Origin of the sequence: Roseovarius sp. CAU 1744, assembly GCF_039839345.1 — a bacterium.
Taxonomy (GTDB): Bacteria; Pseudomonadota; Alphaproteobacteria; order Rhodobacterales; family Rhodobacteraceae; genus Roseovarius.
Genome location: NZ_JBDOQV010000002.1, coordinates 221,206 through 244,998 on the forward strand (window position 1 = coordinate 221,206; position 23,793 = coordinate 244,998).

22 protein-coding genes and 4 tRNA genes are annotated in these 23,793 nt (G+C 61.3%); 14 read left to right on the plus strand and 12 right to left on the minus strand.

Annotated elements, in window-relative coordinates; all coding sequences use genetic code 11:
• Nucleotides 1–61 precede the first annotated feature (61 nt).
• The 3 genes from AAFO92_RS04985 to AAFO92_RS04995 all read left to right on the plus strand — a co-directional run bounded on the left by AAFO92_RS04985 (nt 62) and on the right by AAFO92_RS04995 (nt 3,195).
• Complete coding sequence (locus AAFO92_RS04985; RefSeq protein WP_347533554.1) at nt 62–1,063, plus strand: DctP family TRAP transporter solute-binding subunit; 1,002 nt, start codon at nt 62–64, stop codon at nt 1,061–1,063.
• Between the two features lie 90 nt (nt 1,064–1,153).
• Nucleotides 1,154–1,819: a TRAP transporter small permease gene (locus AAFO92_RS04990; RefSeq protein WP_347533555.1), complete on the plus strand. Its 666-nt coding sequence runs from the start codon at nt 1,154–1,156 to the stop codon at nt 1,817–1,819.
• Nucleotides 1,819–3,195, plus strand: coding sequence for a TRAP transporter large permease (locus AAFO92_RS04995; protein WP_347533556.1), 1,377 nt, complete (start codon nt 1,819–1,821; stop codon nt 3,193–3,195). Before AAFO92_RS04990 ends, AAFO92_RS04995 begins: the two co-directional genes overlap by 1 nt.
• A gap of 120 nt (nt 3,196–3,315) precedes the next feature.
• Here the strand turns inward: AAFO92_RS04995 and tpiA are convergent, their stop codons facing one another.
• The 7 genes from tpiA to AAFO92_RS05030 form a co-directional block, all read right to left on the minus strand.
• Nucleotides 3,316–4,071, minus strand: a complete 756-nt coding sequence (gene tpiA, locus AAFO92_RS05000; protein WP_347533557.1) for a triose-phosphate isomerase — start codon at nt 4,069–4,071, stop codon at nt 3,316–3,318.
• A 40-nt stretch (nt 4,072–4,111) separates the two neighbouring features.
• Entirely contained in the window at nt 4,112–4,462 is a 351-nt protein-coding gene (locus AAFO92_RS05005; RefSeq protein WP_347533558.1) for an iron-sulfur cluster assembly accessory protein, read from the minus strand.
• Between the two features lie 29 nt (nt 4,463–4,491).
• Nucleotides 4,492–4,854, minus strand: a complete 363-nt coding sequence (locus AAFO92_RS05010; RefSeq protein WP_347533559.1) for an SUF system Fe-S cluster assembly protein — start codon at nt 4,852–4,854, stop codon at nt 4,492–4,494.
• A 753-nt stretch (nt 4,855–5,607) separates the two neighbouring features.
• A complete protein-coding gene (gene rimK / locus AAFO92_RS05015; protein WP_347533560.1) occupies nt 5,608–7,017 on the minus strand; it encodes a 30S ribosomal protein S6--L-glutamate ligase in 1,410 nt (469 codons plus the stop codon).
• A gap of 82 nt (nt 7,018–7,099) precedes the next feature.
• Nucleotides 7,100–8,674 (minus strand): pentapeptide repeat-containing protein, encoded by a 1,575-nt coding sequence (locus AAFO92_RS05020; protein ID WP_347533561.1) that lies wholly within the window; start codon nt 8,672–8,674, stop codon nt 7,100–7,102.
• A gap of 111 nt (nt 8,675–8,785) precedes the next feature.
• Nucleotides 8,786–9,052 carry a hypothetical protein gene (locus AAFO92_RS05025; protein WP_347533562.1) on the minus strand — a complete coding sequence of 89 codons (267 nt, stop codon included), beginning with the start codon at nt 9,050–9,052 and terminating at the stop codon, nt 8,786–8,788.
• A complete protein-coding gene (locus AAFO92_RS05030) occupies nt 9,052–9,942 on the minus strand; it encodes an SPFH domain-containing protein (protein ID WP_347533563.1) in 891 nt (296 codons plus the stop codon). The genes AAFO92_RS05025 and AAFO92_RS05030 overlap by 1 nt, the downstream gene beginning before the upstream one ends.
• 123 nt (nt 9,943–10,065) lie before the next feature.
• Between AAFO92_RS05030 and tgt the strand changes: the two genes are divergently transcribed.
• Nucleotides 10,066–11,196, plus strand: coding sequence for a tRNA guanosine(34) transglycosylase Tgt (tgt, locus tag AAFO92_RS05035; RefSeq protein WP_347533564.1), 1,131 nt, complete (start codon nt 10,066–10,068; stop codon nt 11,194–11,196).
• A 53-nt stretch (nt 11,197–11,249) separates the two neighbouring features.
• On the opposite strand, the gene AAFO92_RS05040 is transcribed toward tgt, so the two are convergent.
• Nucleotides 11,250–12,128, minus strand: a complete 879-nt coding sequence (locus AAFO92_RS05040) for an SRPBCC family protein (protein ID WP_347533565.1) — start codon at nt 12,126–12,128, stop codon at nt 11,250–11,252.
• A gap of 150 nt (nt 12,129–12,278) precedes the next feature.
• Nucleotides 12,279–13,445, minus strand: coding sequence for a sugar-transfer associated ATP-grasp domain-containing protein (locus AAFO92_RS05045; protein WP_347533566.1), 1,167 nt, complete (start codon nt 13,443–13,445; stop codon nt 12,279–12,281).
• Nucleotides 13,446–13,996: 551 nt separating this feature from the next.
• Between AAFO92_RS05045 and lon the strand changes: the two genes are divergently transcribed.
• The 6 genes from lon (at nt 13,997) to AAFO92_RS05075 (ending at nt 19,059) form a co-directional block, all read left to right on the plus strand.
• Entirely contained in the window at nt 13,997–16,408 is a 2,412-nt protein-coding gene (gene lon, locus AAFO92_RS05050) for an endopeptidase La (RefSeq protein ID WP_347533567.1), read from the plus strand.
• 187 nt (nt 16,409–16,595) lie between these two features.
• The gene (locus AAFO92_RS05055; protein WP_347533568.1) at nt 16,596–17,162 is read left to right on the plus strand and encodes an HU family DNA-binding protein; all 567 of its coding nucleotides are present in this window, start codon (nt 16,596–16,598) and stop codon (nt 17,160–17,162) included.
• A gap of 19 nt (nt 17,163–17,181) precedes the next feature.
• Nucleotides 17,182–17,256: transfer RNA gene (locus AAFO92_RS05060), tRNA-Val, on the plus strand.
• A gap of 32 nt (nt 17,257–17,288) precedes the next feature.
• Nucleotides 17,289–17,849: a histidine phosphatase family protein gene (locus AAFO92_RS05065; protein ID WP_347533569.1), complete on the plus strand. Its 561-nt coding sequence runs from the start codon at nt 17,289–17,291 to the stop codon at nt 17,847–17,849.
• Between the two features lie 55 nt (nt 17,850–17,904).
• Nucleotides 17,905–17,980: transfer RNA gene (locus tag AAFO92_RS05070), tRNA-Val, on the plus strand.
• A 392-nt stretch (nt 17,981–18,372) separates the two neighbouring features.
• The gene (locus AAFO92_RS05075) at nt 18,373–19,059 is read left to right on the plus strand and encodes a hypothetical protein (RefSeq protein WP_347533570.1); all 687 of its coding nucleotides are present in this window, start codon (nt 18,373–18,375) and stop codon (nt 19,057–19,059) included.
• Here the strand turns inward: AAFO92_RS05075 and AAFO92_RS05080 are convergent.
• Nucleotides 19,042–19,767 carry a helix-turn-helix transcriptional regulator gene (locus AAFO92_RS05080; RefSeq protein WP_347533571.1) on the minus strand — a complete coding sequence of 242 codons (726 nt, stop codon included), beginning with the start codon at nt 19,765–19,767 and terminating at the stop codon, nt 19,042–19,044. The genes AAFO92_RS05075 and AAFO92_RS05080 overlap by 18 nt on opposite strands.
• Before the next feature lie 104 nt (nt 19,768–19,871).
• On the opposite strand from AAFO92_RS05080, the gene AAFO92_RS05085 reads away from it, so the two are divergent.
• From AAFO92_RS05085 to AAFO92_RS05095, 3 genes are all read left to right on the plus strand, one after another.
• Entirely contained in the window at nt 19,872–20,120 is a 249-nt protein-coding gene (locus tag AAFO92_RS05085; protein ID WP_347533572.1) for a hypothetical protein, read from the plus strand.
• Between the two features lie 110 nt (nt 20,121–20,230).
• Nucleotides 20,231–20,307 (plus strand) — tRNA-Asp (locus AAFO92_RS05090).
• Between the two features lie 34 nt (nt 20,308–20,341).
• Nucleotides 20,342–20,418: transfer RNA gene (locus tag AAFO92_RS05095), tRNA-Asp, on the plus strand.
• 301 nt (nt 20,419–20,719) lie between these two features.
• Here the strand turns inward: AAFO92_RS05095 and AAFO92_RS05100 are convergent.
• A complete protein-coding gene (locus tag AAFO92_RS05100; RefSeq protein WP_347533573.1) occupies nt 20,720–21,589 on the minus strand; it encodes an alpha/beta hydrolase in 870 nt (289 codons plus the stop codon).
• Between the two features lie 149 nt (nt 21,590–21,738).
• Between AAFO92_RS05100 and AAFO92_RS05105 the strand changes: the two genes are divergently transcribed.
• Nucleotides 21,739–22,221: a hypothetical protein gene (locus AAFO92_RS05105; protein ID WP_347533574.1), complete on the plus strand. Its 483-nt coding sequence runs from the start codon at nt 21,739–21,741 to the stop codon at nt 22,219–22,221.
• Nucleotides 22,222–22,230: 9 nt separating this feature from the next.
• Here AAFO92_RS05105 and AAFO92_RS05110 read toward each other — a convergent pair whose 3' ends face one another.
• Nucleotides 22,231–23,607 carry a M20/M25/M40 family metallo-hydrolase gene (locus tag AAFO92_RS05110; protein ID WP_347533575.1) on the minus strand — a complete coding sequence of 459 codons (1,377 nt, stop codon included), beginning with the start codon at nt 23,605–23,607 and terminating at the stop codon, nt 22,231–22,233.
• Between the last annotated feature and the right edge of the window lie 186 nt (nt 23,608–23,793).

Genomic DNA, 23,793 nt, shown 5'->3' on the forward strand with positions numbered 1-23,793 from the left:
CCGGGCACGTCCTCGTGAGTGGGGAATATTGTAATGTCTCAATAATGGGAGGAGACTACAGATGAAATTCGTGACTGCCGCCGCAACGGCGTTGGCTCTGACAGTGACCGCGAATGTCGCAAGCGCAGCCTGTGACGATGGTGAAGTTGTCGTCAAATTTAGCCATGTGACCAATACCGACAAGCACCCCAAGGGGATTGCCGCCTCGCTGCTGGAACAGCGCATCAACGATGAGATGAACGGCAAGATGTGCCTCGAGGTCTATCCGAACTCGACCCTCTACAACGACAACAAGGTGCTTGAGGCGATGCTTCAGGGCGACGTGCAGCTGGCCGCGCCCAGCCTGTCGAAATTCGAGAAGTTCACCAAGCAGTTCCGCATTTTCGACCTGCCCTTCATGTTCAACGACATCAAAGCGGTCGAGGCTTTCCAGGCATCGGATAACGGTCAGGCGCTGCTGGACAGCATGCAACGCCGTGGCCTTCAGGGGTTGGCCTACTGGCATAACGGGATGAAGCAGATGTCGGCCAACAAGCCGTTGCTGGAACCTTCCGACGCCAACGGGCTGAAGTTCCGGGTCCAGTCCTCGGACGTGCTGGTGGCGCAGATGGAGGCGATCGGCGGCAACCCGCAGAAGATGGCCTTTTCCGAAGTCTATGGCGGCCTGCAGCAGGGTACCGTGGACGGACAGGAGAACACCTGGTCCAACATCTTCGGCAAGAAGTTCTTCGAGGTTCAGGACGGGATCACCGAAACCAACCACGGTATCATCGACTATCTGGTCGTGACCAACGTGGACTGGCTGAACAGCCTCGACGCGGATGTGCGCGAGCAGTTCCTGACCATCCTCAGCGAGGTGACGGAAACCCGGAACAAGGAATCGACCAAGGTGAACGAAGAGGCCAAGCAGGCCATTGTTGATGCCGGCGGCGAAGTGCGCCAGCTGACGCCGGAACAGCGCGCCATGTGGGTCGAAGCGATGAAACCCGTGTGGGAGCAGTTCAAGGACGATGTCGGCCAGGAAAACATCGACGCGGCCCAGGCGATCAACGCCAGCATGTAAGACAGACCGGCGCTGACAGCGCCAGGTTTTAAGGGCGGACCATCACCCGACGGTCCGCCCTTTTTCAAAGCCGATCTGCGGGAGGGGAGCATGCAGACCAACCAGTCATTCACCGACAGGATCGAAGAGACGGCGATTGCCGTTCTGATCGGCCTGATGACCGTCATCACCTTCGCCAATGTGATTGCCCGGTTCATGTTCAATTCCAATATTCTCTGGGCGCTCGAGCTTACCGTTTTCATGTTCGGCTGGCTCGTTCTTCTGGGGGCGTCCTACGCGGTCAAGAAACACGCACACCTGGGGGTGGATGCGATCATCAACATGGTATCGCCAGCCACGGCGCGGATCATGGGATTGATCTCGGTCGCCTGCTGTCTGTTGTTCTCGTTGCTGCTGCTGAAGGGCGCGTATGACTACTGGGCCGTGTTCGCCGATCTGCCGCCCACCTCGGGCCGCTGGTTCCCGACGGGTTTCGATACCACCGCCCGCAGCCAGAGCTTCTACGAGGTGCAGGATGTGCCGATGATCGGCCTCTTCGGCTTTCTCGAGGACCTGATCAATTACGGCGAAAGCTACGAGAAACTGCCCAAGGTCATCCCCTATATCGTGCTGCCGGTGTCGATGCTGCTGCTGGTGCTTCGTTTCGCCCAGGCGGCGATGCAGATCTGGCGCGGTGATATCGACCGGCTGGTGGCCAGCCACGAGGTCGAGGATGAACTGGAAGCGGCACGTGCCAAGAACGAGGGGGATGTCTGATGGAAGTTGTCATTCTCTTTGGCATGGTGATCGGCCTTTTGCTGATCGGTGTGCCGATCGCGGTTTCGCTGGGTCTGTCGTCAACCCTGTTCCTGCTGATCTATTCCGAAAGCTCGCTGGCCTCGGTTGCCGGCACGCTGTTCGAGGCGTTCGAGGGGCATTTCACCCTGCTGGCCATTCCGTTCTTCATCCTGGCCTCCAGTTTCATGACCACGGGCGGCGTGGCGCAGCGGATCATCCGGTTCTCCATCGCCTGCGTCGGCCATCTGCCCGGCGGGCTGGCAATTGCGGGCGTCTTTGCCTGTATGCTCTTTGCGGCGCTGTCGGGATCGTCCCCGGCGACGGTGGTTGCCATCGGCACGATCGTGATCTCGGGGATGCGGCAGGTGGGCTACACCAAGGAATTCGCCGCCGGCGTGATCTGTAACGCGGGCACGCTTGGCATCCTCATTCCGCCCTCGATCGTGATGGTGGTCTATGCCGCCGCGGTCGAAGTGTCGGTGGGCCGGATGTTCCTGGCGGGCGTCATTCCGGGGCTTCTGGCGGGCTTCATGCTGATGGTCACGATCTACGTGATGGCCAAGGTCAAGAACCTGCCCAAAGGCGACTGGCTGGGCTGGGGCGAAATCTTCACATCCGGCCGGGATGCGGCCTGGGGCCTGTTCCTGATCGTCATCATCCTGGGCGGCATCTATGGCGGGATCTTCACGCCGACCGAGGCGGCGGCGGTGGCGGCGGTCTATGCCTTCCTGATCGCCTGCTTCGTCTACAAGGATATGGGGCCGCTGGCCGATGACGGGCAGGGCGGCAAGATCAGCCTCTTCCGCAAACCCCACGCCCTGCTGACAGCGATGTTCCACGGTGACACCAAGCACACGCTGCTTGAGGCGGGCAAGCTGACGGTCACGCTTCTGTTCGTGATCGCCAACGCCTTGATCCTGAAGCACGTGCTGACCGATGAGCAGGTGCCGCAGACCATCGCCAACGCGATGCTGAGCGCGGGTTTCGGGCCGGTCATGTTCCTGATCGTGGTCAACGTCATCCTGCTGATCGGCGGGCAGTTCATGGAACCGTCGGGCCTGCTGGTGATCGTGGCGCCGCTGGTGTTTCCGATTGCCATCGAGCTGGGGATCGACCCGATTCACCTTGGCATCATCATGGTCGTCAACATGGAAATCGGGATGATCACCCCGCCTGTGGGTCTGAACCTGTTCGTGACGTCGGGCGTGGCCGGCATGCCGATGATGGCGGTGGTTCGCGCGGCGCTGCCGTTCCTGGCGGTGCTGTTCGTCTTCCTGATCATGGTGACCTACATTCCGTGGCTGTCGACGATCCTGCCGAACACCTTCATGGGGCCGGAGATCATCACCAATTAGCGGTGATCCAATTGAGCGCTTCCGCGCGCTTTGTTTGAAAATTGGAAAGGCGACGCATCACGTCCGGTGCGTCGCCTTTTCCTGATGTGGTGCAGGGGAGTATTTCGGGAACAGTGAAGCTCAGGCGCTGGCTTCAAGCGCCGCGATGATGGGCGAGAAATCCGCGGCCTTGAGGCTGGCGCCGCCGACCAGGGCACCGTCGACATTATCCGTCGCGAAGATTTCGGCGGCATTGCCGGGTTTGACCGAACCGCCATAGAGCAGGCGGATGCCGTTGCCGATCTGTGGGCCGAAACGCGCCACAAGACGGGTGCGGATGAAATCATGCACTTCGTCGATCTGCGCGACCGATGGTGTCAGACCGGTGCCGATGGCCCAGATCGGCTCGTAGGCGATAACGGTGTTTTCGGCCGTGCTGGCATCGGGCACCGAGATGGAAAGCTGGCCGGCGATGATGTCCAGCGTGTTCGCGGCCTCGCGTTGGGTCAGGCTTTCGCCAAGGCAGATGATCGCGGTCAGGCCCGTTGAAATGGCGGTTTTTGCCTTGGCGCGGGTCAGTTCGCTGGATTCATCGTGGTTCTCACGGCGCTCCGAATGGCCGAGGATCACATGCGTGGCCCCTGCATCGGCAAGCATCGCGGCGGAGATGTCGCCGGTATGGGCACCCGCATCCTCGGGGTGGCAGTCCTGAGCGCCGATCTGCAGCGGGGCGTTCGCCGCCAGTTGCGCGGCTCTGTAAAGAAGCGTGGCGGGGGGGCAGATCAGGATCTCGACATCCGGGTCGGCATGGCCTGCGATCAGCGTCTCCAGCTCGGCGAGGGCCGCGCCGGTGCCGTTCATTTTCCAGTTTCCGGCGGCAAGTTTGCGTCTGCTCACGTGGGTTTCTTTCCTGGTTTCAGTACCTTGCAAGCAGAACTTACATGCCTTCGAACTTGATGGATTCACCGCAACCGCAGGCCTCGGTCACGTTAGGGTTGATGAAGTGAAACCCGGATTCCAGCAATGACACCTTATAGTCGATCTCGGTTCCGAACAGGAACATCTGTGCCATCGGGGCAATCATCACCCGAGCGCCATCCTGCTCGACCACCTCGTCATGGGGGTCGACCTGGGTGACATATTCCATCGTGTATTCCATGCCCGCGCAGCCGCCTTTCTTGACGCCGATACGCAGCCCTTCATGGCCGTCCTTGGCCATGAGCCTGGCGATCTGCGCCGCTGCGGCGCTGGTCATCGTGACGGCCTGTTTTCCGGGGATGCCAAACATCAACTTCACCTCTCAACCCAATGAATTCGCTACATGAAGCCAAGTTCAAGTCGCGCTTCGTCGCTCATCATGTCCATTCCCCAGGGTGGTTCCCAGGTGAGTTGGACATCGACCTGTTTCACACCGGGCAGTGGTTCAATGGCTTCGGCGACCCAGCCGGGCATCTCACCGGCGACGGGGCAGCCCGGCGCGGTCAGGCTCATGATGATCCGGACAGCATTCTCATCATCTATCTCGATGGTGTAGATCAGACCAAGATCGTAGATATTGACGGGAATTTCGGGGTCATAGACCGAGCGGCACGCCTCGACCACCTGATCGTAGAGCGCGTGTTCGGTGCTGGAAGGCGCGATCAGCGGGGCACCTTCGAGGGGTTCGGGGCTGTGGGTCATCTCTTGGTCCTGCAGAATATCCTGACCAAACATATAGGAATTATCTGCGGCTGCGTCCAGAGCCCGGAGGTCTTTGACGGTTTGCGGGGTGGTGGAGATAGCTCAGGCGTCTCCGGGGTACGCTTTTCCAGCGGGAGTTACCTTGTGGAGTTTCCCGGCTTGGGCGCTTTCCGGACGTTTCTGCAAAGTCCACTTCCCAGGCCTCCGGTCCCGGCCATCGCGACGCTCGGGTGCCCGAGAATGCCGGTTTTCCGCCCAATCACGGAGAACCAGGGTTAATGCCCTGAGATATCACGGAATTTCATATCTGGCTTGGGTATGGCTTACGTATGGTTTTGCGCCGTATTGCGGGGCGGGAAACCGGCGGCGTTATGGCCGCGTGCGGACCGATGGCAGGGGCGCTTATGTTTTGGAGGGGACGGTTGGTGAGACGCTTTGCGGACGAAACGGCCGTTCATGATCCGTCGTTCAAGCCGTGCGGTTGCCAGACCGCGGGGTGGCGACCCGCCATCGGTGATGTGCAGTTTATGGCAGCCCAATCAGGAAAACCTTGTTGCATGGCGCAGGCGTCTTGAAATCGCCAGCCCTTGCGGGCGGTCTGGCGATCGCGCGGCGCCCTTCGGGCTTGGTTCCGCGCGGGGCAGAACTCGCAAGGCACGCTCCGGGCTCGAAGCGGCCGTTCAATGCCATTATTCATTCGCCGTCAATCGGCCGCCACGCGGGCAACTGCAATTCTGGCCGTCTTTCAGAATATCACGCCTTGGCTGCGCTCTTGCGGCGGCGGATGGGGGTGGGGCGGACGCGGGCTTCGATCATCTCGTAAAGACTGCCGACGATATTCTTGCCGGTCGAGGTTTCGATCCCTTCGAAGCCGGGAGAGGAATTGACCTCGAGCACTTTGGGGCCACTTTCCGAGCGTAACAGGTCGACGCCCGCCTTGTTGAGGTCAAACACCTTCGCCGCACGGATCGCGGTTTCGCGTTCAACCTTGGAGATCTTGACAGATTTGGCCGAGCCGCCGCGATGCAGGTTCGAGCGGAAATCGCCCTCGGCCCCGGTGCGTTTCATCGACGCCACGACCTTGCCGCCGATCACCAGGCAGCGGATGTCCTCGCCCGCCGCCTCCTTGACGAAATCCTGCACCAGGAAATTGGCCTTGAGCCCGCGGAAGGCATCAATGACCGATTCCGCGGCCTTCTTGGTTTCGGCCAACACGACACCCTTGCCCTGAGTCGATTCCAGCAATTTCACGATCAGCGGCGCCGTGCCGGCAAGGTGAATAATGTTATGCGTGTCCCGTGGCGAGGCGGCAAAGGCGGTATTGGGCATCCCGATCTTTGCGCGCGCCATCAGCTGATGGGCATAAAGCTTGTCGCGGCTGGCGGTGATCCCGGCCGAGCCGTTTACGCAATAGGTGCCGATGGTTTCGAACTGGCGGATGATCGCCGCGCCATAGGGGGTGATCGAGGCGCCGATGCGCGGGATCACCGCGTCGAAACGGGGCAGGCGCTTGCCGTCGTAATGCACCTCGGGCGCCAGCGAGTTGATCGCCATGTAACAGCGGGTGGTGTTGATGACCTCGACCGCGTGACCGCGATTTTCACCCTCTTCCACCAGGCGGCGGGTCGAATAATTGTCTTCGCGGCTGAGCACGGCTATGCGCAGGGCGCGTTTGGGTGCGCTGTGGCGCATCTTGGCCGTATGATAGAAATCATAACTGAGCTCGGGCTGGCAGAACCGGTCGGTGGCATTGATCGAAATGTTGTCCTTGAGCGCGGTACGCCCCAGCAGCATCCGGCTGGTCATGTTGGCGCGGTTGGTCAGGGTGATCTCGATCGGCCATTTCTGGCCGCTGACCTCCAGCGTCGAAGAGATCACGTAACGCAGTTCCTTGTCGCCGTTCGACGATGTCACCTCGCGCCGGTCGACGATTTCGGCGGAACAGGGAATCACCAGGTCATCGCGCCCCGGAATGGGATGCACGGTAAAACGGACCTTGGGTTTGGCATGGGGCCCGAATGTTTCGATGTCGAAGGCGTGCAGGGCGCTGGTCCGGGCACCGGTATCGACCTTGGCGCGCAGGGCGGGAACCCCCAGATCGGGCAATCCGATCCATTCCTCCCAGCCGAATTGCAGTGCTGGCTGGGCATCGCGTTGGGTCATGAAATGTCCTCTCTGCTGTCGGGGGCGGCCCTGGTTTTTTGCGCATCATCGCGGTTGACCGGCCAAGGTTCAAGAGGCGTGGCTATTCCCCGGTCGGCGTGTCTTCGGCTGCCTTGGGCGCCGTTATCGCCCCGGTTTTCCACGTGCAGCTTTTGACGCCGTAGGCGGTAAGCTGTTCATCGGTCGGAAGGGCCACATCCTCCCACCCGTGCGGCGCGATCAGATCGCGCCACATCTCGTCATTGAAGTCGTCGGCATAGACCGGGTGTTGCCGGACCCACCAGCGCCAGAGGCTGAAGAATTCGGGATCGGCGAGGGTCTGCTTGATCCACTGGCATGGTGTTCCCATCTGGTCGGCGAATTCCTTGGGCACGACGACCGAGCCATCCATGAACACATTGCGGAAATCGGTCATCGGGCTGAACCGCGCGCCGGTCATGTCCAGCGCCCGCATCGCGCCGCCGTTGTTGATCGCCCCGCTGAGATTGGCATCGACCATGTTGGCGAAATGCAGTCTTGGGCCGGTCAGGTAGGAATAGTTCAGCGTCGCGCGTTCCAGATAGGTGTTGGTCAGCAGGGTTTCGGTCATCTTGGCAAAACTCAGATTGACCTCTTCCATCTGGGCGTGTTCGAGCACCGCACCGTCCAGGCGCGCCTCCCACAGGCTGACGCCGGCCATGAAGGTCGAATAGAGCTTGGCCTTGCGCAGGTCGGGCTTTTCACGGCCGATCTTGTGCCAGGTGGGAAATTGCAGCGAGGCCAGCTTGGCGTGGCGGCGCGATAGCCATTCGGTCATGAACCGGTCTTTGTGGCGTTCGAACTCGTCGCATTTCAGCCCCTCGCGGCGGCACCAGGCCGACCGGAATTCGGCCCGGGCGAAATCGTAATCGAGCCAGTCGCCGGGGCGCGCGACGATATGTTCGTCGATCATGTCAAGCGACGCGAGGCGCCGGGGCGGGCCCTCGGTACGCAAGTAGCTTTCGACGAGCAGCGCGGCGGTGCCGGCGAACACGCCGAGAAGGCGGACCGGCGATCGCCAGAGCCTGGGCGTGGCGCCGTCGAACGGTTCCTTCATGCGCCGGATCATCATCGCGATGCTGGAAACGCCCACGATGACCGATACGATAAAGGACAGGCAGGCGATGGCCGTCATCCAGAAGGTCCGTGCGGGCATGGAAAGCCGCCAGAGGAAGTAGAGGATGATGAGGCCAAAGAGCCAGGCCAGCAGGAAATTCAGAAGCATCGCCCCGCCCTCCAGCGTGCGCGGCGTGGCGCACCCGTCCTTGCGCGCGCGGCTGCGGAAATGCAGCGCCGCGTCCGAAACCAGCCAGGGCGCGATCAGATCGCCAAGGGGGGTGTCCTTGACGCGCGGCGGGGCATCGCCCAACGCATCCCACAGGCGGATCAGGTAGAGGTGAAAATAGCCATAGATGGCCGCGGTCAGTATCGGGGCCGCGACAAAGAAATAGAATGTCGGCACCTCGACATTCACCAGCGGCAGCTTGGTGGCACGGTTGACGCCGTAGAAATCGATATGTTCGACCCCCATGAGCGTGATGCCGACAAAGACAAGCACACCCAGAAGCGCGAACCACGTCTTGCGGGCATTGCTGGTCAGCGCGTCAATACGGTCAATCTCGGTCGGAAGCTCGCTCATCGCGGAAAAGACCTTGGGAGAATAATCCCGTCAAGCTTGCCCGCAATGCGTGTAAAAATCAAATTCGGCCCCGGGATCGACCCCGGGACACGAAGCCCTGACGCCGCAGGTTCAGTCGTTTATGTCGTGGTGGATCCGGCGGGCATCGCCGCCCTCACGGCGGAATACCGCCCGCAGGACCGCCCAGGCGGCCAGCGACAGGATGGCGAAAATCGCCAGCAGGGCGGGCAGGCCGGGGCTGATCGGGGTCAGCAACAGCAGGCCGACCAGCGCGGCGCCGATTGCGAAGCCGAGGAAGATGAAGCCCGGCGCCAGAACCTCGAGGATGCCAAGCGCCAGCGCCCCCGCCAGCCAGACCCACCAGAGCGACCACAACATCACGCTTTTCCTTTCAGCATCGCGAAGGCGTTGCCAAAGGCCTCGAGCGCATTGGCCGGGACCAGAACGGTGCTCGACGACGGGCTGTTGCCAAGCGCGTTGAGCGCCTCGACCTGTTTCAGCGCCACCTGGTATTGCGCGGCCTCCAGCCCGTTTTCGGCGATGGCGGCGGCGACGACGCTGGTGGCATAGGCCTCGGCATCGGCCTGCACGCGGCGGGCCTTGGCGGTCTGTTCGGCGGCGTAAAGCTCGGCATCGGCATTCAGTTCGACCGCGCGTTTCTGGCCCTCGGCCTCGGTCACCTGGGCGCGGCGGGCGCGCTCGGCGTTGAGCTGTTGCAGCATCGCGTCGCGGGTGGCCTGATCCAGGTTCACGTCCAGGATTTCGGCGCGGGTCACTTCGATCCCCCAGTTATCGACCGCATCCTCGACAGAGGTCTTGATGGTGGCAATCAGCTGGGAACGGTTTGATTGCACCTCGTCCAGGTCCATCTTGCCGATTTCGGCACGCACGATCCCGGCCACGGTGGTGGCGATGGCGGCGTCCACGTCGCGGATCCGGTAGACCGTCTTTTCCGGCTGAATGATCCGGTAGAAGACCGAGGTATCGACCTGAACCAGCACGTTGTCCTTGGTGATCGCGTCCTGCGTCGCGGTCGGCAATTGCCGTTCGAGGATCGAGATGCGGTGCGCCGCCTTGTCGAGAAACGGCACGATCATGTTGATGCCCGGTTTCAGCACCGCGTGCAGGCGGCCGAAGCGTTCGATCACGAATTGCTCGGACTGGGGCACGATCTTGACCCCCTTGAGGATCACGATCACCACCAGCACGGCCAGCAGCAGATAAAGCACATTCGACGACAGCAGGTTCAGGATTTGGTCTTCGGTCATTCAGGTCCCTCTATGTAATTCCATATATAGTATACTGTTGTATACATATGGGGTTTGACCATCTGTTTTACAAGATATGGTAACTGGGATTATGGAGGGACAAAAGGAATAAGGCCCTTCTGAATGAGCGAAAAATTCGAGTTTGAGCTAAAGGCAACAGACGGCGAAGCCCGGACAGGCGTGATTTCGACCCCGCGCGGCGAGATTCGAACGCCCGCCTTCATGCCGGTCGGCACCGCGGCAACGGTCAAGGCGATGATGCCGGAAAGCGTGCGCGCGACCGGGGCGGATATCCTGCTGGGCAATACCTATCACCTGATGCTGCGGCCGGGGGCCGAACGGGTGGACCGGCTGGGCGGGCTGCACCAGTTCATGAACTGGCAGAGGCCGATCCTGACCGATAGCGGCGGATTTCAGGTGATGAGCCTGGCGGGGCTGCGCAAGCTGACCGAGAAGGGGGTGACGTTCAAATCCCATGTCGACGGCTCGAAACACGAGCTGACGCCGGAACGGTCGATGGAGATCCAGCGGCTTTTGGGCAGCGACATCGTGATGTGTTTCGATGAATGCCCGGCCCTGCCGGCGACGGATGAGGCGGTGGCAGAGAGCATGCGGCTGAGCATGCGGTGGGCGGCGCGATCCAAGGAGGCGTTCGGAGACCGGCCGGGGCACGCGCTTTTCGGCATCATGCAGGGCGGGGTGACGCGCGATCTGCGCGCGGAAAGTGCCGCTGCCCTGCGCGAGATCGGCTTTGACGGCTATGCCATCGGCGGGCTGGCCGTGGGCGAGGGGCAGGCGGCGATGTTCGGCGTTCTGGATTACGCGCCGGGGTTCCTGCCCGCGGACAGGCCGCGCTATCTGATGGGGGTGGGCAAGCCCGATGACATCGTGGGCGCGGTCAAGCGTGGCGTCGACATGATGGACTGCGTGCTGCCCTCACGCTCGGGCCGGACCGGGCAGGTTTTTACCCGCCGCGGCGTGGTCAATATCAAGAATGCGCGCCACGCGGATGATCCGCGCCCCCTGGACGAGGCATGTGGCTGCCCCGCCTGCCGGAACTATTCCCGCGCCTATCTGCACCATGTATTCCGGGCCCAGGAGATGATCAGCGGCATGCTGCTGACCTGGCATAACCTGCATTATTATCAAGACCTGATGTCGGGGATGCGCAAGGCGATTGCCGACGGGAATTTTGCCGTGTGGGAGGCGGATTTCCACGCCCTGCGCGCCGGGGGCGATATCGAGCCGCTTTGAGGGGACGACGATGCGCCGCTCCCGCTGCGCGGATCGCCCCGCCCGCCGTCCCGTCAGGGGCTGCTCTTCAGCATCTGCAGACCCTGGATCGAACGGTCGGGGCGGCCGCTGAGCCGCGCCCGCAGGCTAGCCAGCGTGTCGCGGAAATCGTGGTTGAGATAGTAGAACAGCCGGCGACCCAGCGGAACGTCGAGATATTGCAGCGTGTAGATGACGCGGCATTTGCCCCCGTCAATCGGCGCGATGTCGATTGCCACATGGTGGGCGGGATCGGCTGAGCCGGGCATCGGTTCGGCCCGGTAGCGCAGCCGGGCGGGCGGGTCGGCGCGTTCAAGATGAATCTTCAGTAGCGCGTCCTTGTAGCCGCCCTGGCGCGGCAGGTTGAGCACGACATCGGCATGGCTGCCGCGTGGCGGGGCCAGGAAGCTGGCGCCGGGCCAGTAGAAATTCTGCGGATGCTCGGGATCGGGGGCTAGGGCGCGCCAGATTGCGTCGGGGGTGCCGGGTATCACCAGTGTCGCGGTCCGTTCTGGCATGTCACGGCGGCGGAAATCGAGCAGCCAGGGGCCGTAGAGGGCGCGTTCGACGCAGATGAAGACCGCGAAAAGCGCGATGCACCAGCTCCAGCCGGGCAGGGCCGCCTGCGCGATGACGAAGCGGATCGCCGGATCGAGCAGGCCGAGAAGCAGGAGCGCGATGCCCCAGATCTCGATCAGCGGCAGGAGGCCGGGCAGCAACAGGGCGAAGAGGGCGACGGGGATGCCGACCACGAGCACGAGAAGAATGAGCCATGAAAGCGTGACCAGCAACGGGTTGCTCATGTCGGCCGGCCAGTCGGCGAGGCCAAGAAGCAGGCCAAGAGCGACAATCAGCGTCAGAAGGGCGCTGCCAAGGAGGAATCGGCGGTACTGGCGGGCGATACGGGCGAACATTCGGCAACCTCGGAAACACTCGGTAACCGGGAAAGCGTGCCCTGGCATTCCGGCGCGGGTTGGGAGAAATTGTGAAATTTCGGCGAAGGGCGGCGATGCCGCGCGCCCCGCCGGCCATCACGTCAGGCCCGAAGTCCTGCAGCAGGTGCCTCAGCGCCGGCGAAAGAACGAACGCTTCTTGCCGCCCTTGCTGGTGAAATCATACCCGCATTCCTGGAAAAAAGCCTTGACCTCCGGGGTCAGCATTCCCTGGCCGCTGGCCTGTTGCGGCAAGCCGAAGCCGCAGCCATAGTTGATCTCGACAATGACCGGGCCGGTTTCGGTGATCGCGATATCGGCGGACTGATAGCGTATCGGAGCGAACAGTTTCGCCGCGCGTTCGTTGATATCGCGCAGTTCCTGCCAGTGCGGCAGTTCGAGCCCCTTGAGGCCGGGTTTTTCGGGATGATCTGCCAGATATTCGATCACCATCTCATTGCGCTTGGCAACGGTTTCGATTTTCCCGGTTTCAAGATCGATGCCGCAGGCAATGTTCTCGTCCCGCCAGAAGGCATCGGCAATGTTGTTGCCTTGCGCCATCGCCATGGCGGCAACCGGCGTGAAGACCCGGTCCGGCGTCACCAGATTGACCATCCGTATGGTGGCCAGGGCCGACGCGTAATCGGCGATCTTGCTGTGGTTGCGCAGCTGCCGCTGGATCAGATACTTGTTGTCTGCCACGAGGTTTTGCAGGAAATCGGCGTAGGTCATCGGCTCGTGGTTGGAGCAGAACAGATGCGTGTCGTCTGCATTTTCGATCCGGAAGACACCGAAACCGACCATCCCGCCAAGGATCTTGCCAAAGAGACCGCCTTGTACGTTCTGCAGGCAAAAATCACGCAGATCCTCGGCTGATGTGATCTTTTGCATGCCGGGATAGATGCGCGGTGAACGGTCGATGACCGCAAGGCAATCGGGAACAGGCACATCCCCAGCACGCAGCAGGGTCGCTGCAAGCGCCTTGTCCTCTGCCGCCTGCTGCCAGCCGGGATTATTGCAGGTATGCGTGATCGGCCAGTGGATGTCGTTGCCGATGAATTCGGCCCGTTGGGCATCGGAATACCTGTCCTCCTCGTAGAGCCCGTGGAGGAGGTATTCCACCATGTTGATCCGTCCGTCCTGCCGCGACAGGCGCGAGAAATCCCGCTGGATCTGCATAACGGACCGCCCGCTTTTCCGGGCGGCGAAAACCAGCATGTCCTGATGCCGTGGTTTGCGGATTCTGTCGAACTGCGCCCCGTCCTGTTGTTCGGCGGTCACCGGTGTTTGAAGGTTCATGATCGTTCTCTGCTGCTGCGTGCCGTTGGTTTCCTTTATGGAAACAATAATGTTGAGAGAATATGGTCAAACTAAGGCGATGTTCGGATTTGGCGCAGCGGATCGGCCTGCGTGGCAAAAACGTAAACAGTGTGTTTTCAGATTAGTATTTCGTATTTTGGTCAAAATCGTGTGGAATAACATGCCTCGGTGCCTGGGTCTTTAGGCAAAGGTCAGGAAATCCGGCATAGGAGCTGAAAGGGTGGGGCTTGTAGTGTAACTGAGTGAGTAACGTGGTGACTGGTATGTTGAAGTTCATTGTTTTCTTTTGTGGTTGGTTTTCCGTGGCGACCGTGGCTGCGGCGATGCTGGCCTGACCCGGCACATACGCCGGAATTTCGTTGTTTCATTGGGAATTGCCGCTTGCCCCTGTCGGGCGGGCAGGGCATTGTCGCGTCATGCCGTTGAAATCGGGGGGCGAGCGTCCCAGATTGAGGGGGTGAAACGGAGAAGGCCGGGGCTGCTGATTCATCGGGGCCGGAGCTTTCTTGCCAAGAACAGGAAAACCGAGCATGCAAGATCCATTAAATGCCTCTTACCCGGTGCTGCCTTTGCGCGATATCGTGGTATTCCCCCATATGATCGTACCGCTTTTCGTAGGCCGCGAAAAATCTGTGCGGGCGCTGGAAGAGGTGATGCAGGATGACAAGCAGATCCTGCTTTCCAGCCAGATCGACCCCAGCGTCGATGACCCGGATACCGACGGCATCTACAAGGCCGGGGTGTTGGCCAATGTGCTGCAGCTGCTGAAGCTGCCCGATGGCACCGTCAAGGTGCTGGTCGAGGGCGTGGCGCGGGTGCGGATCACCGAATACCTGGAAAACGACAGCTTTTTCGAGGCGCGCGCCGAGTATCTGACCGAGATGCCGGGCGACACCACGACGATCGAGGCGCTGCTGCGGACCGTCACCAACGAGTTCGAGCGCTATGCCAAGGTCAAGAAGAACATCCCCGAAGAGGCGCTTGCCGCCGTCAGTGAATCCGACGAGCCCGCCAAGCTGGCCGATCTGGTCGCCGGCCATCTGGGCATTGAGGTGGGCCAGAAGCAGGAACTGCTCGAGACGCTTTCTGTCAGCGAACGGCTGGAGAAGGTCTATGGCCTGATGCAGGGCGAAATGAGCGTTCTGCAGGTCGAGAAGAAGATCAAGACGCGCGTGAAGTCTCAGATGGAGCGCACCCAGCGGGAATATTACCTGAATGAGCAGATGAAGGCCATTCAGAAGGAACTGGGCGATGGCGAAGAGGGCGAAGGCGAGGTTGCCGAGCTTGAAGCCAAGATCAACGAGACCAAGCTTTCGAAGGAGGCGCGTGAAAAGGCCGAGGCGGAACTCAAGAAGCTCAAGAACATGAGCCCGATGAGCGCCGAAGCCACCGTGGTGCGCAACTATCTCGACTGGATGCTCAGCATCCCGTGGGGCGTAAAATCGCGCGTCAAGAAAGACCTGCACCGCGCACAAGAGGTGCTGGATGCCGACCACTACGGGCTGGAAAAGGTCAAGGAGCGGATCGTCGAATACCTGGCGGTCCAGCAACGTTCGAAAAAGCTGAAAGGCCCGATCATGTGCCTTGTCGGCCCGCCGGGCGTGGGCAAGACCAGCCTTGGCAAGTCGGTGGCGCGGGCCACTGGGCGCGAATTCATCCGCATCTCGCTGGGCGGGGTGCGTGACGAAAGCGAAATCCGCGGCCACCGCCGGACCTATATCGGGTCGATGCCGGGCAAGATCATCCAGGCGCTGAAAAAAGCCAAGACGACCAATCCGCTCATCCTGCTCGACGAGATCGACAAGATGGGTCAGGATTTCCGTGGCGACCCGGCTTCGGCCATGCTCGAGGTGCTGGACCCGGAGCAGAACAGCACGTTCATCGACCATTACATGGAGGTCGAATATGACCTCAGCAACGTGATGTTCCTGACCACCGCGAACTCCTACAACATGCCCGGGCCGCTTCTGGACCGGATGGAGATCATTCCGCTGGCCGGCTATACCGAGGATGAAAAGCGCGAGATCGCCAAGCAGCACCTGCTGTCCAAGCAGATCAAGAACCACGGTCTGAAGGCCAAGGAATTCGAGCTGACCGACGCGGCGCTGACCGACATGATCCGCTATTACACCCGCGAGGCGGGTGTGCGGAACCTGGAGCGTGAGATCGCCAAGGTTGCCCGAAAGGCCGTCACCAAGATCGTCAAGAAGGAAGACGAGACGATAACCGTGACGCCCGATAACCTGGATGATTTTCTGGGTGTGCGGAAGTTCAAGTTCGGCCTTGCCGAGGATGCCGATCAGGTGGGTGTCGTCACCGGCCTGGCCTATACATCGGTTGGCGGCGAGCTGTTGAACATCGAGGCGCTGCGCCTGCCGGGCAAGGGCCGGATGAAGACCACCGGCAAGCTGGGTGACGTGATGAAGGAATCGATCGACGCGGCATCCAGCTATGTCCGGTCGATCAGTCCGCAGATCGGGATCAAGCCGCCGAAATTCGAGAACTGGGACATTCACGTGCACGTCCCCGAGGGCGCGACGCCGAAGGATGGGCCAAGTGCCGGTCTGGCGATGGTGACCTCGATCGTCTCGGTCCTGACGGGCATTCCGGTGCGCAAGGATATCGCCATGACCGGCGAGGTGACGCTGCGCGGCAATGCCCTGCCGATCGGTGGCCTGAAAGAGAAGCTGCTGGCCGCGCTCAGGGGCGGTATCAAGCGCGTGCTGATCCCCGCCGAAAACGAGAAGGACCTGGCCGAGATCCCGGACAATGTGAAAGAAGGGCTTGAGATCATTCCCGTCGAGCATGTTCGCGACGTGCTGAAATACGCACTGGTCAAAGCACCCGAACCGGTGGAATGGGACGAGGCCGCCGAAGAGGCCGCCGCCGCGGAAGCCGCTTTGAAAAAGGACAATGACGCACCGGGTGCCACGGCGCACTGATCGAGCGTGATTGCAAGAGACGAAGGGCGTGCCGAATGGTGCGCCCTTTCTCTTTTTGAAAAGGTCTTGCCGGGGCGGACCCGGGCGGTTGCGGCGGCCCCGCGCGCCGCCGCCTCAAACTCATTACTGGAAAAATCACGCCGTTCTGCGTAGTGTTGGCACAAGAGCAAAAAACCAGAGGCCAATCATGAGCACGCGATCGACGACAGGCAAAACCAAGACCAGCACAAAACCGGCGGCGAAATCCCCGTCCAGAGCGGCAGGCAAAGCCAAGGCCGGCACCCCCGCCAGGACCAAATCGCGCCTGGCAGGGCCAAAGCCACCGAAGTCGCGCAAAAAGACGCAAACGCCCGAGGCGGCAGCACCGGCGCGCGCGCCGCAACAGGCAACCGAATTCCAGACCTCCCGCACCGGCACCGGCAAGATCCCGGCGCCGGAGACGACGCCCGGGGACAAAATGCCGTCGCCCCTGCCGGTCGAATTGAAGAAACCCGAGTTGATCGACCTTGTGGTCACCCGGTCGGAGATCAAGAAGAAATATGCCAAACCGGTCGTCGAGGCGATGCTGGAGATACTGGGCGAAACCCTGTCCAAGGGCCGCGAGATGAACCTGCAGCCGCTTGGCAAGGTGAAATACAACCGCACGAAAGAAACGACATCGGCCCGTGTGGTGGTGACGAAGATTCGCCAGAGCAAACCAGCCAAGGCGCGTTCATCTGCCCCGAAAGACCCGCTTGCGGATGCCGCCGAGTGACGCTAAAACGCGGCCCGGCGGGTGATTAGCTCAGTGGTAGAGCGCTTCGTTCACATCGAAGATGTCAGCGGTTCAAATCCGTTATCACCCACCATCTATTGCAATTGATCTGACGGGATGCGCGCCATGGGAGCTTTGCCGAAAATCTGGTTTCTTCGGCACGGACAGACCGAATGGAATGCCGAGGGCCGTATCCAGGGGCGGCTGAATTCCGATCTGACGGCGCGGGGCCGCGAGGATGCACGCAAACAGGCTGCGCTGGTCGCGCCCTTCATCGACGACGTGCTGAGCGGGCCGGGGGGCATTTATGTCTCGCCCCAGGGGCGGGCGCAGCAGACCGCACAGATCGCTCTGGCGGGGCATGGCTATGCGGTCGACGACCGGATCGCCGAAATCGACACCGGCGAATGGGAGGGACGGCTGCGTTCCGAACTGCCCTGCGCGGATTCGGATATCGAGACCTATGCCTCGGCCCCGGGGGGCGAGGGGATCGACGCGCTGGAGGCGCGGGTGCAGGACTTCCTGAAGGCGCTCGCCGGCCCCAGTATCATCGTCTCGCACGGCATCCTGGGCAAGGTGCTGCGCGGCCAGATCCGGGGGCTGAACCGGCAGCAGACAACGGCGCTCTGCAACCGTCAGGGCGTGATCTATGTGCTGGAAAACGGCACCGAGGAAATTCTGGCCTGAGCGTATGCCGGAAGGGGTTGCGCCCTCCGGATTTCTGGGGCAATAAGCGCCGGTCGGGTGATTAGCTCAGTTGGTAGAGCGCTTCGTTTACACCGAAGATGTCGGGAGTTCGAGTCTCTCATCACCCACCATGAATACTGCAGCATGTATCGGGGGCCGCCAGGACGGCAAGGGTTTCCTTGCTCTGCGTTCTTGTGTCCGCCGCCCCTGTACATTCTGACCGGCCGAACTGACCGCTCGCACGCGTGGCCCGCCCATTTGTGCCTGTCGGCGAAAACCCTGTGCAAATGGGCCAAAATATCCCAATTTGTGGCGGTAACTACCTCTTCATACATCCATAGCGTGTAGGGGCGGTGGAAAATCATTAATAAACGTGAATTCAGGCTTGCCCCGGATGGTATTGGCATGGTTTCAAAGATCAGGAATGGCACATTTCGCGTGTGCCCAACAAAAAAACACAAGACTGTGCCCCGAACGGCAGCGGAACGGGGTATGGTATGCAGGCAGAATACACGGGTGGGCGATGAAGAACGCGTTGGACTTGATCACGGTCGGCGGAGAGTGCTTGGGCGCTCTGGCCGAGATCGGCGTCACGGTCGAGATGATCTCGGATTTTGCCTATGCCAAGGAGTTGACCGAGGATATGGGCAAGCCCGGCCTGACGCCCAAGCTGTCAAGCGACTTCAACGATTTCACCGAAGAGAGCGGCTTCTGGCTGTTCATGCGCGAGGATGGGGAATATTCGGCCTCGGTCTCGGTCCGGTATGACAATATCGGGCGTGAGAAGATGGGCGATTACATGATCCGCACCATGTCCCGCCACTATCCGCAGCAACGCACCGACACGCTGTTGCATTTTACCGAGGCGATGCCGCCCAATTTCCATGGCCGCATGGCCTATATCGGCGAGCTGTTCATGCGCCCCGGTTTCCGCGGATCGCGGCAGAAGCTGCGCTATTTCATGATGCTGCTGCACACCACGATTGCCGCGAAATGGCCGATCGACTGGACCTATGCGATGATGCGCGACCGGGATGTGAAACTGGGCTTTGCCACGAATTACGGCTTTTCGATCCAGATCCCCGGCGTGGCCCGCTGGGCTGATCCGGCCCCGCCGGGCCGTGGCAATGCGGAATGGCTGGTGGCCATTCCCGCCGAAAGCCTGAGCCACATGATGGCTTATTATGCCGGGTCACTCGAGAGCCTGTGAATAGTTCAGGACATAGCGGTGGCCCTGCATGTCGCGCACCGGCAGCAAAAGCCGCTTGTAGTTGAACCGCAGCGGAAAGCTGTGATTGGGCAGGTTGACCTCGATCTCCTGGATCGAAAGCTGCGGGTCGCCCTTGGTGGCCTCGACATGGGCCAGGCGCACCTGTTCGGTCAGGTTCTCATCGAATGTCGTGAACAGATAGCCCAGATGCTCGGCCGACTTGATGCCGAAGGACACGCGCGCCAGGCTCTGTTCGCCGACCATGAACGGCTGTGGCAAGCGGGCGTTGTCATCGGGGGCGTGATACAGGTCGACATGTTCGGAAAGCCGGTCGAAATTGCTGAGCACACCGTGCTGCTGGTGCCACCAGGTCAGCACGTCGTCGATCAGCGGGCCGGTGCCGCGGGCCGACAGCTTGCGGTGCGCCTCGCGGGTGACGGAGGTGAGGATGCGTTCGGCATGGGCCGAAACGATTCGGTTGTCGATATCGTCATTCACCAGGCGCAGCTGGTCGTTCAGCCCGGCGATCTGGTTCGGTGTCACGCCCAGCGAGGCGCAAATCTTTATCACGCTGCTGAAACCCGGATCGCTCTTGGTCGACAGCAGGTTCGAGATATATCTTTCACCCTGGCCGATCTCGAGCGAGAGGCTCTTGTAATCGTAATCCGAATTCTTGATCAGCTCTTTCAGCCGTTCGTGAAAATCCATAACTGGTACGCAGTCCTAAATACCGGATAGTTGGTAACTTATATTGACAAACACACGAATAAGTCAATTAGATGGCATAACGCGCAAGTTTACGTGGAGTGGTGATGGCGAGTGCATTGGCGCGCGATGGCGGAGAGAGGCAGGCGCTTCTCTCCGCTATTCGACAGAAATTGACTGACGGCAGAGGGGCCGTGTTGCGCCCCTGCGAGGCGGTGATGGTTCTGGAATGGGCCATCGACTGCGACGAGAGCGAACTCAGGTCGGAACTGCTGAATATTTTCGCTGCGACGGGCGGGCTCGAGATTTTTCGCAAAGCGGTCGGCGTGCCGGGTCCGGCGGGGCCGGGTGGCTGAAGGGCCGGTTCGGCGAAGAAAGTCCAAAATTCATCTTTCCCCTGCTTGACGGGGCGTGTGCCCCGGCATATGAGACGGGTCCAACGCCCAACGGATCGGGCGGGCAGCGAGCGGTTGTAGCTCAGTTGGTTAGAGTACCGGCCTGTCACGCCGGGGGTCGCGGGTTCGAGCCCCGTCAACCGCGCCACCGCTGCCTTTGTCGATCCCGTAAAAGCGTCTGCGCGGTTGTAGCTCAGTTGGTTAGAGTACCGGCCTGTCACGCCGGGGGTCGCGGGTTCGAGCCCCGTCAACCGCGCCACTTTTCAATCAAGAAGCGCCGTTCCTTTATTGTCAAAGCCGGTTGAGCGGGGCGAAACGGCCAATCGGTCGGGTACCCCTCGCGCGGAATCAAGGCCGCAGGCCGCCGCGCGATCGCCAGACCGCCCCCCGGGCTGGCGATTGGGTGATGCCGGTGCGTCCTTCTGATCTTCTTCGAGTTTGGCAGGGATAAACTGCGCTGAACTCAGGTTCGCCGCCATCCCGCGGTCTGGCCATCGCGTGGCTTGGTTTCAATGACCGCTCAGGTCTCAAAGCCGCCATTGACCCGTCCGTTTGTTCCTTCATGTCAGAAATCTGCGCAAAGCGTCGCGTGTGTCGCCTGGGTTCGTGTCGGGAAAGAAATGCCCGCCGGGGATCGCCTGGGCTGTCATCTCGGTGCATTTGGGCGCCCATGTGGCCGGAACGTCATAGGCGCGGGCCATCGTGCCATCGGCGCCAAAAAGGATGTGGACGGGGCAGGCGATCCGGGCGTCCAGATCGGCCGCGTCGTCATCGAAATCATGCCGGATCGCGGCGCGGTAGTCGTTGCACATGCCCCGCGTCGTCTCGGGGTCGCGCCAGGCGGTGCGATAGGCCTCCAGTTGCTCGGGGTCGAAATCATCCAGCGTGGCGCCACCCCAGCCCAGCAGGCAGGAATGGTAATAGCGGTCCGGGTCGGCCAGGATCATCGTCTCGGGGGCCGGTTCCGGCTGGGCCAGAAAGAACCAGTGGTAATAGGCCACAGCAACTTCGCGGCGCAGATCGGCCAAGAGCGTATGGGTCGGGATGATGTCCAGCAGGGCCAGGCGCGAGACCACCTCGGGCGCATCCAGCGCCAGCCGGTGGGTCACGCGCGCACCCCGGTCGTGGCCAATGACCGCCGCCGAGGAAATCCCCAGATGGCGCAGAAGCGCCGTTTGATCGCGCGCCATCGCGCGAAAACTGTAGGCAGCCACATCCTTGGGCTTCGAGCTCTGGCCGTAACCGCGAAGATCCGGGCAGATCACCGTGTGGCTCCGCGCCAGGGCCGGCGCGATCTGCCGCCACAGGGACCGGGTTTGCGGATAGCCGTGCAACAGCAGCACCGGCGGTCCGTCCCCACCCACGGAATAGGCGATCTCGACATCTTCAAGGGTCACGCGGTGATCGGTGAAACCGGGTATTGTCGTCATGTCGGACCCATATTGCGCATTCCGTAAAATGCTAATCATCAAGAGGCCGTTTGCAACCGATCCCGCCGCATTTCCTCAGTTTCTCCGTGACGCAGCCCAATTGTGGCCCGATTTCCCATGCAGTCAGGGCGTAAGTGACGGAGGGCGAAATGACTCAATCCAGTTTTACAGAACGCCTGAAGCGCATCGAGGCGGCCGAGAACCGCCCCGTCACCGAGCGGATTCTGGTCGGCGTGGCCGAAGAGGCCATACCGAAGGCCGATGAAAAGAAGAAGCGGAAATCCGGCCGGCGCGGTGGCGCCGCTGCGCTGCCCTTGCGGTTCGTGATGGGCTTTGCGCTGATGTTCCTGACGTTCCAGTTGATGGGTGAGATGAAGGGCATAAACAACTGGCTGAACGGGGTCGAGCCGCTGGTTCCCTACACAAACATGGCCATGGCCGCCATCGCGATCAGCATCGCGGCGGTGATGCTGTTCTTTGCCTTCAAGCTACAGCGCGCGGCCTTCCGCTTGATGACCGAGCCCGGCCGGCTGCCCTTTGCCATCGGCATGGTGGCGGGCATTGCCCTGGGCCTTGGCCCGACCGAATTTGCCGATGGCATGATGGCGCAATTGCATCTGGATCAGCCGTAAGTCCCCGAATCAGCTGCCAAGCGTATCCAGCACCCGCGCCCAGCTGCGGATGCCCTTGTGAAAGCTTTCGACATTGTATTTCTCGTTCGGGGAATGGATCGCGTCATCCTCGTTGGCGAAACCGATCAGCATCGCGTCGAGCCCTAGGATTTCCTTGAAGAAGCCGGCTATCGGGATCGATCCGCCCATGCCGCAGAAGACCGCCTCGCGGTTCCATTCGTCGCTCAGCGCCTGGCGCGCCTTTTCGAACTCGGGGCGGGTGGTGTTCATCACTGCCGCAGGTGCACCTTCGAGGTCACTGTTCCAGGTGACACGGGCGTCGGGCGCCAGCTGCGCCGCGACATGGGCGCGGATCTTCTTGCGCAGGTCGTCGGGCTCCATGTCGCCGACCAGCCGGCAGGTCAGCTTGCAATGCGCCTCGGCCGGGATCACGGTCTTGGACCCCGCGCCCTGGTAGCCGCCCCATAGACCGTTGATTTCCAACGTCGGACGCGCCCATTGCTGGACCAGGGTGGAATATCCTTCCTCGCCATGCGGTCGGGTGTAGCCTACCGAGTTCAGGTATTCCTTTTCGTTGAACCCGCAATTTTCCCATTGGCGCAGCAGGTCTTCGGGCACCTCGTGCACGCCGTCATAGAACCCGTCGACGGCCACGCGCCCCGTGTCGTCATGAAACGATGCGACAATGCGCGACAGCTCGCGCAGCGGGTTCAGGCCGGGCCCGCCGTAATGGCCGGAATGCAGGTCGATCCGCGGCCCGTGAATGGTGAATTCGTCCTTTAGCATCCCCCTGAGCTGCGAGGCGATCGAGGGCACACCGGGCGCGACCATCGAGGTATCGCAGATCAGCGCGATATCGGCATTCAGCTCTTCGGCATTCTCCTTCATGAACGGGATCAGCGAGGGCGAGCCGCTTTCCTCTTCGCCTTCGAAGAAGAAAGTGATGCGACATGGCAGCGCGCCATGCACGTCAATGTATGCGCGGCAGGCTTCGACAAAGGTCATGAGTTGGCCCTTGTCATCCGATGAGCCGCGCCCGCGAATGACCTTGCCATTGGGCGTGTCTTCAAGCTTGGGGTCGAACGGATCACTGTTCCAAAGTGCCAGCGGATCGACGGGCTGCACATCGTAATGGCCGTAGAACAGCAGGTGCGGGCCCGGCCCGTCGATATGGCCCACCACCATCGGATGGCCGGGGGTGGCGCGTTTTTCCGCTGTTGCGCCAATGCTTTGCAGATCCGCGACAAGCCAGTCGGCAGCCTCCAGGCAGGGCTGGGCGAATGCAGGGTCGGTCGAGATGGACGGGATGCGCAACAGCCCCATCAGGCGGTCAAGCGCCACGGGCAATTGGTCGTCAATGCGGGATAAAACGGCGTCAAGAGACATGGGGAAAGCCTTGATTCATGTGACAGATCGGCGGCGACCGTAACAGGCCGCGCGGCGCTGTCCAGCAACTTGACCCAAGTCAAGGCACGGGGAGCGACACTTTGTAACTATTGCCGGACGGACAAGGTTTCTATACTTAACGAAACCGATCACAACGGGTTAGAATGATGGTGTATTCTGGTCAGG